The following is a 10,861-nucleotide window of genomic DNA, read 5'->3' as shown; positions in this document are numbered from 1 at the left end:
AGTACTCAATAATTAAAGTCGAAATTTGACATAAAAAATAAGCCATATCAAGGCTTAAGAGTGCTTTTAAAGAAATGAAGTGTCAAACTCCCGTGCCGTGAGGCATCTAACCCACTATCTGTCGCTCTGAATTTTAAAATAGTTAAAAAACGGATGATTACTACCTTTATTCAGGTGCTTCCTTTTTTGTCAAAAAAATAATTGGAGGTTGTTCAGCATATTCTAATTATATTTATGCGACGCTAGTGACTTTAGATACATAACTTTAAACTTTGTGAAAAAAGTTCATGCAAAAGGCTTCACTTTTTTCATAAGTCGCGCTATACTATAACTATAATAAAATATCGATTGAATCTTCGGGGCAGGGTGTAATTCCCGACCGACGGTAACTAACCTTTGTTAGAAGTCCGTGACCCGCACGTGTGCGGTGGATCTGGTGAGAGTCCAGAGCCGACAGTTAAAGTCTGGATGGGAGAAGATATGGAGTAAAATGGTCATCGACCATTTATTTCTTGATGCCATTAAACCTAAAGCCCAAAGTATGTGCTTTAGGACTTTTTAATGTTCAAGAATGTTACTCTCCCTTCATCATAAAGATCCCAATCGATAAACAAGATGAAGGAGGATGTCGACATGAAAAAAGGTCAAACATCACAATTAACAAAACTGATTATTTTATCACTCTTTGGAACGGTATCGATGGTGTTATTATTCTTAAACTTCCCGTTACCTTTCCTGCCACCGTATTTGAAAGTAGATTTCGGTGAAGTACCAACGCTCCTTGCTGCACTTATCTTTTCGCCAATGGCAGGTGTGGTGGTACAAGTGATTAAAAACTTACTTTACCTTGCCTTATCAGGTGCCGCCGATCCGGTTGGTGTGTTAGCAAACTTTATCGCAGGGGTGACGTTTGTGGTACCAATTGCGATGATTTATCACAAGTATAAAGGCAAAAAGAGTTTGATTTCCGGCCTTGTTGTTGGAACGGTTGTTATGACGCTGGCAATGGGGATTTTAAATTATTACGTTTTATTACCAATTTACAGTGCATTTATGGGCTTTGAACAATTAACGCCTAGTGTGTTACTAGGTACTATCTTTGCCGGGGTTGTTCCATTTAACCTAATTAAAGGTGTGATTGTCTCGATTTTATTTGTTCCGCTGTTTGTTAAGTTAAAGCCGTGGATTGCTCAAAAACAAACGCAAGTAAAATTATCAGCATAACGAAAGACTATAATCAAAAGCTATGTCCTAGGTGGCATAGCTTTTTTACGGTTTTTTTACATAAACTTTACCTTCTATTCATCTTTAGCTAACATCCATTCGTTACACTTGAATTAAGTTATTTATAGATAAAGAAGGTGAAAAAATGTCGCGTGTCTTGGTTCTTTTAAGTGAAGACAAACCACTCATCGCTCAAATGAACACATCGTTTGAACGAGAAGGGTATACGATGTGGGTGGCTGAAACTGAACGATCATTACATTATCTTGCCCGTACGGTCGAACCGACCCACATTATTATTGACAGTGAATTATATTATCAAAGTGCTGATCTTTGTGCGGATTTAAGACGAACGAAATTTAACGGGTGTTTAATGGTGCTTGTCCCTGAATCAATGAAACTTGATGGGATGTTATCGCTAGAATTAGGTGCTGATGATTATTTAGTTAAGCCATTTGATTTAAGAGAATTGTTCACGCGGATTCGTGCAGTTGAAAGGCGAGGGAATTTTCACTTTGTGACAGAATCCAATCAAATGATCAAGTTTGGCATACTGTCCCTTCATGTGGATACCCAAACAGCGTATGTTCGTGAAGATCCAGTTGTTCTAACCGAAAAAGAGACGATGCTGCTGTATGCGTTATTGTTGCATCCTGAAAAAGTATTGACCCGTGAAACGTTAGTTAAATTAGTCATGAGTCATGCAGAAGAATCGGATATACGAATCATTGACGTCTTTGTTAGTCGCCTTAGACAAAAGTTAACGGAAGCGGGAGCTATGATTGAGACCGTCCGTAATAAAGGCTATCGTTTGCGGATGGAAAAAAGCAGCGATGTCTCATCTTAAAACTAAATGAAATAGATAACCTCTAGAAAAAGAACGTATGTTCGTTTATAATAAAATAAACAATACGTTCATTCTGGAGGTTTTTTGTAATGGAACGGATAATTTTTTTAGTCGATATGCAATCGTTTTATGCCTCTATTGAAAAGGTGACACACCCACGATTTCGGCATAAACCTGTTGTTGTGGCAGGGGACCCGAATCAGCGGAGCGGGATTATTCTGGCGGCGTGCCCACTCGCCAAAGCATCAGGTATTAAAACGGCTGAACCGCTATGGCAAGCTCGGGCTAAGTGTCCGGAGGTGGAGGTTGTGAAGCCTCATATGGCATTATATATTGATGTATCGATGCAAATTACACGGGTTTTAGAAAAGTATTCGGATTTAGTTGAAGTCTACTCAATCGATGAGCAATTTGTTGATGTGACACATTCGGTTCATCTCTTTAAAGACCGCTATCGTATGGCCGAAGCTATCCATGATGAAATACTAGATACGATTGGAATTGAGTCCCGCATTGGTATAGGTCCCACCAAGGTGTTAGCGAAAATGGCGTGTGATCATTTTGCAAAAAAACATCCAACGGGTATGTATGAGTTAACGAAAGACCGAATCCAAGTGGAATTATGGCCAAGACCAATCGGTGATTTATTTGGTGTTGGACACCGAATGGAAGCCCATTTTAAGCGGATGGGTCTATATACTATTGGTAGTTTGGCTAACCATCCACTTATCTGGATTAAGAAACGTTTTGGCATTAACGGCGAAGTTTTATACCGTTTTAGCCACGGGATTGACCCAAGTCCGGTGACAAAACATACCCATATCAAACAAAAAGCGATTGGTCACCATATGACTTTGCCACGTGATTATGTTAAAAGAGAAGATATTTTAGTCGTTTTGCGTGAATTATCAGAAGAAGTTGCTAGACGCACACGCAAACAACGCTATCTTGGGTCAGGTGTCAGCATATATGTAAGAGGACATGATTTTAACCGCCATGATGGGTTTAAGTGTCAAGTTAAGTTAGCGACACCAACAGCGGTATCAGATGATATTTATACAGCGGCGAGGCAGTTGTTTGATCAGTCATGGAACGCTCAACCAATACGTTCTGTTGGGGTCACCTTAACACACTTAGAAGATAAAATGACCCGTCAATTATCGTTGTTTGATGACCCGATAAAAAAAGAGCGACTGGCTGAAGTGATGGATCAGCTTAAAGAGACGTTTGGCGCTGATAGTGTGATGCGCGCCTCATCACTCACTGACGCAGGGCAAGCGAAGATTCGAGCGAATAAAATCGGCGGACATTGGAAGTGAGAAGTAGGTTTAATCGTTACTTTTTAGTGGAAACAATTATTATAGTAGATAAAGGCACGATTTCAGAGTGATTATTCTTCGGGGGTGACAGTAATGAAACGGCTAATCATAAGTTTCGTGACAGTGGTCATTGTTGCTAGCGGCACAGTATTTGTGTCTGCGTATGTGATGAGGTCTCCTCGCCCAGTAAGTGAATCTTACGAGAATCGGCTGACGGCAGTAAATGTTAAAGCCCCAATTACTCAACTGCTGCCTGCCTTTACTGAACGTGATTTAGTTACGCTAACGGATTGTTATATCGCGCTAATAAAACAAGAAATTGATGATGATTATTGTCTTGTTGATGTTACAACTACGGCTGAATTATACCAGGGGTTTGATAAAATCGCTACACGGGATGTCAGCGAGGCACATGTGTCTTATTACTTTACCGAGAAAGAAGACGGTGTCTACTTACGCCCAACAGCATTACCCCCATGGTTTGAAAAAGATACGCCTTATAGATTAACACAAGTATCAGATGAAGAAGTTATTGTTGAACAAACGATAGAGGATTTAGAGCTGTACGGCCCTTATCAGATAAGGTTTTGGTTTAGTTACACAGATCAGTGGCGAATCAGTCAAGTCGATACGATATCACTCGAGCCAAATTAAGTATGTAAACATCACCATAGGTGTATGTTATACTGGACAAAAAGAAGAGGGAGAATGAGGTTGTATGGAGACGTTTAATGATTATTATAATAATGCCGTCACTTTCTCTTTTTCCGATCATCCTTTTTCGAAAGAACCAAAACATGTACTCGTGATTACTCGAATGAAGGATCAATGGTTATTAACGCACCATAAAACGCGTGGGCTAGAATTTCCTGGTGGGAAAGTGGAAAAAGGTGAAACTGCGACGGAAGCGGCTATCCGTGAAGTAAGAGAGGAGACAGGCGGTGAAGTGGACCACCTTCTTTACCTTGGGCAATATTATGTCGATGGAAAAGCTGACCAAATCGTGAAGAATCTTTATCTGGCTGATGTGGGTCAATTAATCGAGCAAGGAACATATTTTGAAACGCATGGGCCGGTATTAGTTGGTCGTTTGCCAAAAGAAATGAAAACAGATGAGCGCTACAGTTTTATTATGAAAGATGAGGTTATCGCATTAGCGCTTAAATTCATCGAAGAAAACAAGCTTTAAGGCATAGTGCTTTAAAGCTTTTCTCATGACCAAATGAAGGATTTGTGACAAAGTTTTTCGTGGCCTAAAAAACTTCAGTGAAAATGAGTAACGAATATTGACAAGTGGGGGTTGTTTAGATACGATAACATTCGTACGCTAATCGAATCGAGATTGACAAATTTCGACAAACAACTAAAAAATGAACGAAAAAGAACCGGTAACTGCCTATTCTTTATCTGTTCTGATAAAGTTGGCTAAGAAAACGCGCTATAATAAAAAATAAAGAGGTAACACAAGCGTGTTACAGAAAGGGGAGATTTAGAATGACTCTAAATCGTCGTTTATTCACATCCGAATCCGTTACAGAAGGTCACCCAGATAAAATTAGTGATCAAATATCTGATGCGATTTTGGATGCTATTTTAGCAAAAGACCCATTTGCGCGTGTCGCGTGTGAAACAACTGTTACAACTGGCCTTGCATTAGTCAGTGGAGAGATTACAACATCAACCTATGTTGATATCCCAAAAATTGTACGCCAAACAGTTAAAGAGATTGGTTATACACGTGCCAAATATGGTTTTGATTTTGAAACGTGTGCGGTTTTAACTGCGATTGATGAACAATCACCTGATATTGCGGGCGGGGTAGACCAAGCACTTGAAGCAAGAGAAGGTCAAATGAATGATGAAGCTATAGAAGCGATTGGTGCTGGAGACCAGGGGCTAATGTTTGGTTATGCTAATAATGAAACGCCTGAATTAATGCCCTTACCAATTTCATTATCACATAAATTAGCAAAACGCTTAAGTGATGTGCGTAAGGATAAAGTGTTAGACTACTTACGTCCAGATGGTAAAACACAAGTGACGGTTGAGTATGATGAAAACGATCGTCCTGTGCGAATCGACACGATCGTCATCTCAACGCAACACCATCCGGAAATCGAGTTAAGTCAAATTCAAAAAGATGTGAAAGAGCATGTTATTCTTCCAGTCATTCCAAGCGAATTACTCGATGATGAGACAAAATACTTTATTAATCCAAGTGGTCGTTTTGTTATTGGTGGACCACAAGGTGATGCGGGTTTAACAGGTCGTAAGATTATCGTTGATACATATGGCGGATACGCACGTCATGGTGGCGGTGCTTTTAGTGGTAAGGACGCAACGAAAGTAGACCGTTCAGCTTCCTATGCTGCTCGCTATGTTGCGAAGAATATTGTCGCATCTGGTCTTGCGGACCGCTGTGAAGTTCAGCTCGCCTATGCAATTGGAGTGGCTTCACCAGTGTCGGTTGCAGTAGATACCTTTGGTACTGGCAAAGTGTCAGAACAGCTACTCGTTGAAGCGGTGCGTCATTTATTTGACTTACGCCCAGCAGGAATTATTAAAATGTTAGACTTACGTCAACCAATCTTTAAACAAACAGCTGCTTACGGTCATTTCGGTCGAACAGATGTGATATTCCCTTGGGAGAAAATAGATAAGGCTGAAGCGATTGTACAGTATGTTGAAGTAAATAAATAAGTGAAACAAAAGCAGTGAAAATTGCGCAGTGAAAAAGCCGAAGGAATTATTTCCTCGGCTTTTTTTTGATTGCCAAAATAAATGGCGGATGATTTTGTTGATTGATGAATCCGTAACGAAGGACATCAAATGACTTTTGATCTAACTGACTTAAGTAAGCTGTTAAATGATCTCGTTCAACGTCACCACCAGGATGACCGTGGTAGACAACAAGGATGATGATACCGTCAACGGTTAAATGATGAATTAATGTCTTGACGGCGGTAATGGTTGAATCAGGCGTTGTAATAATCGATTTATCACTGCCAGGTAAATACCCTAAGTTAAAAATCGCAGCTTTTATATTGTGCGCGTGTTCTGGTTTAAGGTACGCCTCTAAACGAGCATGTGAATCTAAAATAAGTGTACGTGGCGGTTGTTGATGGGCATCCAAGCGAGCTTTTGTCGCAGCTAAAGCTTCTTTTTGAATGTCAAAACTATAGACGAAGCCTGTTTCACCTACGAGCTCTGATAACAAAAGTGTGTCATGACCATTCCCCATTGTTGCGTCAACAACAATATCACCTGGTTGAATCGTTTCTTTAAGTAATTGATGGCTATAAGGGATGACGCGCTTCATTATACGAGCACCGCCGGATATTTGTTGTAGTGTTTTCCTTGGTAGCTATCACGCTTAACTAACTCAGCGTCGATGGCATTTAAGACTTCCCACTTACTCATTGACCACATCGGACCGATCAGTAATTCTGGAGGTCCATCACCAGTAATACGGTGGATAATCATTTCTTTTGGTAAGATTTCTAACTGGTCAACAACCAGTTGAATGTATTCATCGCGGGTCATGAATTTAAGCATGCCTTTTTCGTATTGTTTGACCATAGGTGTGCCTTTAAGTAAGTGCATCATATGAATCTTAATACCTTGAACATCCATTTCGCTGACAGCCTTAGCAGTATCGAGCATCATCTGATAGTCTTCACCAGGCAGGCCGTTAATGATGTGGGTGCAGACGTTGATGTTGTGTTTTCTTAGCTTTTCAACACCTTCTAAATAACAGGCCATATCATGAGCGCGGTTTACGAGGTCAGAGGTTGATTGGTGCATCGTCTGAAGGCCGAGTTCTACCCATAAATAGGTCCGTTCGTTAAGTTCTGCGAGATACTCAACAACATCATCAGGTAAACAGTCGGGACGTGTCCCGATTGATAAGCCAACCACATTGTCCTGTTTTAAAATAAGTTCAAACTTTTCGCGTAGCTCCTCAACCGGTGCATGTGTGTTTGTATAAGCTTGAAAATAGCCCATATACTTTGCATTGGGCCATTTTCGGTGCATTTTTTCCTTTACAGTGTTGAATTGAGTTTCTAAATCATCAACCCTGTCGCCAGCAAAGTCGCCTGACCCAGCGGCAGAACAAAACGTACAGCCACCGTAAGCCACGGTGCCGTCGCGGTTGGGGCAGTCAAAACCGCCGTCAAGAGCAACTTTAAAGATTTTTTCGCCGAATTGATTTTTTAAATGGTAATTCCATGAATGATAACGTTTGTCCTCAAACGCATATGGAAAGGGATTTGTCATAAATGTACGCTCCTACTTGAATAAAATAATGTTACGGTGGTTATTTTAACATAATGACAGGAGGAGTGGGCTGTGAGATTTGTCGATTTTTTAACATTTACTTGACAAACAACGCCCGTTTACTTACAATACGATTAAAATATGAAGAACGACAATAAAGAGGATTAGTAGATAGGATGTATTGAAAAGAGAGGTAACGGTTGGTGGAAGTTACTCAATAGATCTGTTGAACTCACCTGTTTGGTTGCGGTTGTGAACACGAAGTAATGACCGCCGTATTCTGCGTTAAAGAATGAAAGTGAGCACCCCTTGGGTGTTAATTTTGGGTGGTACCGCGGGAAAAGCTCTCGTCCCAGTTGTGGGATGAGGGCTTATTTATATTTTTAGAACGTACGTTCTATGTTTGTCGTCATACATAAATAGAGGAGGAGAACAAATGTCATTTGATCATCAACAGGTTGAAAAGAAATGGCGTGACTATTGGCTTTCTAATAAAACGTTTAAAGCAGATACTTATTCTACAAAGGAGAAGTTTTACGCGTTAGATATGTTTCCATATCCATCAGGAGCAGGCTTGCACGTTGGTCACCCAGAAGGGTATACGGCAACGGATATTCTCTCACGTATGAAACGGATGCAAGGTTATGAAGTCCTTCATCCAATGGGATGGGATGCGTTTGGTTTACCAGCAGAACAATATGCTCTTGATACAGGGAATGACCCAGCAGAATTCACGAAGAAAAATATTGATACGTTTAGACGTCAAATTCAAGAACTTGGCTTTTCATATGACTGGGACCGAGAAGTTGCCACAACAGATCCGAACTATTATAAATGGACACAGTGGATTTTCTTGAAACTTTATGAAAAAGGACTGGCTTATGTCGATGAAGTGCCAGTAAACTGGTGTCCAGCTTTAGGCACAGTACTAGCGAATGAAGAAGTCATCGATGGTGTGAGTGAACGCGGGGGCCATCCGGTAGAACGTCGTCCAATGAAACAGTGGATGTTAAGAATCACCGCTTATGCAGACCGTCTACTTGAAGACCTTGATGAGCTTGACTGGCCAGAAAGCATTAAAGATATGCAGCGTAACTGGATTGGTCGTTCTGAGGGGGCAAATGTTAATTTTGACATCAAGGGGCATGATGCCTCCTTCACCGCATTTACAACGCGTCCAGATACGCTTTTTGGTGCAACGTATACTGTACTTGCGCCGGAACATCATCTTGTAGATGAGATTGTAACAGATGAACAACGAGAAGCGGTTGAAGCATACATTGATCAAGTGAAATCAAAGAGTGACTTAGAGCGTACCGAGTTGCAAAAGGATAAAACCGGTGTTTTCACGGGTGCGTATGCGATTAATCCAATTAACGGTAAAGAGATTCCGGTTTGGATTGCCGACTACGTACTTGTTAGTTATGGAAGTGGGGCAATTATGGCTGTACCTGCCCATGATGAGCGTGACTATGAATTTGCGAAAAAATTCAAATTAGACATTATTCCTGTTCTGGAAGGTGGCGATGTTGAAACGGCAGCATTTACTGAAGATGGCCCGCACATTAACTCTGACTTCTTGGATGGATTAAATAAGGTGGACGGAATTGATCAAGCAATTGATTGGCTAGAAACACATAATAAGGGTGAGAAAAAGGTCACGTACCGTTTAAGGGACTGGCTCTTTAGCCGTCAACGTTATTGGGGTGAACCTATTCCGATTATTCACTGGGAAGACGGGACAACCACAGGTGTTAAAGAAGACAGCTTACCACTTGTCTTACCAAAAACAGATGAAATTAAGCCATCGGGTACAGGTGAATCCCCCCTTGCAATTATTGAGGACTGGGTAAATGTTGTTGATGAAGAAACTGGTATGAAAGGGCGCCGCGAAACCAATACGATGCCGCAATGGGCAGGTAGCTGTTGGTATTTCCTTCGCTTTATTGACCCGGATAACAGTGAGCAATTAGCTGATCCTGAGGCGTTAAAAGATTGGTTACCAGTAGATGTGTACATCGGTGGGGCAGAACATGCTGTTTTACACTTACTTTATGCACGTTTCTGGCATAAATTCTTATATGATATTGGCGTTGTTCCAACGAAAGAGCCATTCATGAAATTATTCAATCAAGGTATGATTCTTGGTGAAAATAATGAGAAGATGAGTAAATCTAAAGGGAATGTTGTTAACCCTGATGAAATTATTGCTTCACATGGTGCTGATACATTACGTCTTTATGAAATGTTTATGGGACCACTCGATGCTTCAATTGCTTGGTCTGAAAATGGACTTGATGGTGCACGCCGGTTCTTAGATCGCGTGTATCGCCTTTATGTAGAAGAAGAGACAGGTCAGTTGGCAAGTAAAGTAAGCGAAGTCGTGACAACAGATACGTTAGAAAAGGTGTATCATGAAACGGTCAAACGAGTGACAGAAAACTTTGAAGAGTTGAAATTTAACACAGGTATCTCACAAATGATGGTCTTTATTAACGAAGCGTATAAAGCAGATAAAATGAAGAAGGCTTATGCGGAAGGGTTTGTGAAGTTATTATCACCAGTAGCGCCTCACTTGGCTGAAGAGTTATGGCAACTTCTTGGTAATGAACAAACTATTGCCTATGCAGCTTGGCCAACGTTTGATGAGGAGAAGTTGGTTGAAAGTGAAGTGGAGATTGTTATTCAAATTCTCGGTAAGAACCGCGCGAAAATGATGGTCGATAAAGATACTTCAAAAGAAGACTTAGAAACACTTGCTTTAGAGCATGAACAGATTAAAGATAAGCTAGTGGATAAAACTGTGCGCAAAGTCATTGTTGTTCCTGGTAAACTTGTTAATATCGTAGCGAATTAAGATAGATTAAGTAGAGCATGCACCATCAAATGGTGCATGCTCTTTTTCAATCTTCAGGGCGCCATAAGATAACGTAAAGTATTTGTAAATTTGTCATTGACATATAAGAGCGGATTCGTTATGATAGTAAACGTTGCATTTCGAACGCACACATCGACATTGTTTGATAATTATGAATATTTTATGTTGACAGTGTAAAGGTGTTATGCTATGATATATTTACTGTCTGACACGGACAGTTATTTATTTGACCATTGAAAACTGAATAACACACACAGTAAAGTTAAGAAATAAAGTAAGACAAGCTAGTGCTTGAAACCAGAGTAAAGAATTACT

The 10,861-nt window shown here is 40.5% G+C and carries 9 protein-coding genes, 1 riboswitch and 1 other annotated feature; of the genes, 7 read left to right on the top strand and 2 right to left on the bottom strand.

Features of this window, described 5'->3' with window-relative positions; translation table 11 throughout:
* The first annotated feature begins 348 nt into the window (after positions 1-348).
* Positions 349-484: riboswitch (FMN riboswitch) on the top strand.
* Between the two features lie 149 nt (positions 485-633).
* The 6 genes from BM098_RS12520 (at position 634) to metK (ending at position 6,090) form a co-directional block, all read left to right on the top strand.
* Positions 634-1,224, top strand: a complete 591-nt coding sequence (locus tag BM098_RS12520; protein WP_089833879.1) for an ECF transporter S component — start codon at positions 634-636, stop codon at positions 1,222-1,224.
* Positions 1,225-1,369: 145 nt separating this feature from the next.
* Positions 1,370-2,071 (top strand): response regulator transcription factor, encoded by a 702-nt coding sequence (locus tag BM098_RS12515; protein ID WP_089833877.1) that lies wholly within the window; start codon positions 1,370-1,372, stop codon positions 2,069-2,071.
* A gap of 89 nt (positions 2,072-2,160) precedes the next feature.
* A complete protein-coding gene (locus tag BM098_RS12510; protein ID WP_089833875.1) occupies positions 2,161-3,390 on the top strand; it encodes a DNA polymerase IV in 1,230 nt (409 codons plus the stop codon).
* A gap of 93 nt (positions 3,391-3,483) precedes the next feature.
* Positions 3,484-4,044 (top strand): hypothetical protein, encoded by a 561-nt coding sequence (locus BM098_RS12505; protein ID WP_089833873.1) that lies wholly within the window; start codon positions 3,484-3,486, stop codon positions 4,042-4,044.
* 64 nt (positions 4,045-4,108) lie between these two features.
* On the top strand, positions 4,109-4,579 hold the full coding sequence (gene ytkD, locus BM098_RS12500) for an RNA deprotection pyrophosphohydrolase (protein ID WP_089833871.1): 471 nt from the start codon (positions 4,109-4,111) through the stop codon (positions 4,577-4,579).
* A 305-nt stretch (positions 4,580-4,884) separates the two neighbouring features.
* A complete protein-coding gene (gene metK / locus BM098_RS12495) occupies positions 4,885-6,090 on the top strand; it encodes a methionine adenosyltransferase (protein ID WP_089833869.1) in 1,206 nt (401 codons plus the stop codon).
* Positions 6,091-6,136: 46 nt separating this feature from the next.
* Here metK and BM098_RS12490 read toward each other — a convergent pair whose 3' ends face one another.
* Both BM098_RS12490 and BM098_RS12485 read right to left on the bottom strand, forming a co-directional pair.
* The gene (locus tag BM098_RS12490; RefSeq protein ID WP_089833867.1) at positions 6,137-6,709 is read right to left on the bottom strand and encodes a tRNA 5-(aminomethyl)-2-thiouridylate-methyltransferase MnmM; all 573 of its coding nucleotides are present in this window, start codon (positions 6,707-6,709) and stop codon (positions 6,137-6,139) included.
* Positions 6,709-7,668: a tRNA modification radical SAM protein MnmL/YtqA gene (locus BM098_RS12485; protein WP_089833865.1), complete on the bottom strand. Its 960-nt coding sequence runs from the start codon at positions 7,666-7,668 to the stop codon at positions 6,709-6,711. The genes BM098_RS12490 and BM098_RS12485 overlap by 1 nt, the downstream gene beginning before the upstream one ends.
* Before the next feature lie 145 nt (positions 7,669-7,813).
* Positions 7,814-8,026: a binding site (T-box leader), on the top strand.
* Positions 8,027-8,104: 78 nt separating this feature from the next.
* On the opposite strand from BM098_RS12485, the gene leuS reads away from it, so the two are divergent.
* Entirely contained in the window at positions 8,105-10,525 is a 2,421-nt protein-coding gene (gene leuS / locus BM098_RS12480) for a leucine--tRNA ligase (RefSeq protein WP_089833864.1), read from the top strand.
* Positions 10,526-10,861: the final 336 nt, after the last annotated feature.

This window comes from Halolactibacillus halophilus (assembly GCF_900115605.1).
Taxonomy (GTDB): domain Bacteria; phylum Bacillota; class Bacilli; order Bacillales; family Amphibacillaceae; genus Halolactibacillus; species Halolactibacillus halophilus.
This window is presented reverse-complemented; position numbering and strand designations above follow the sequence as displayed.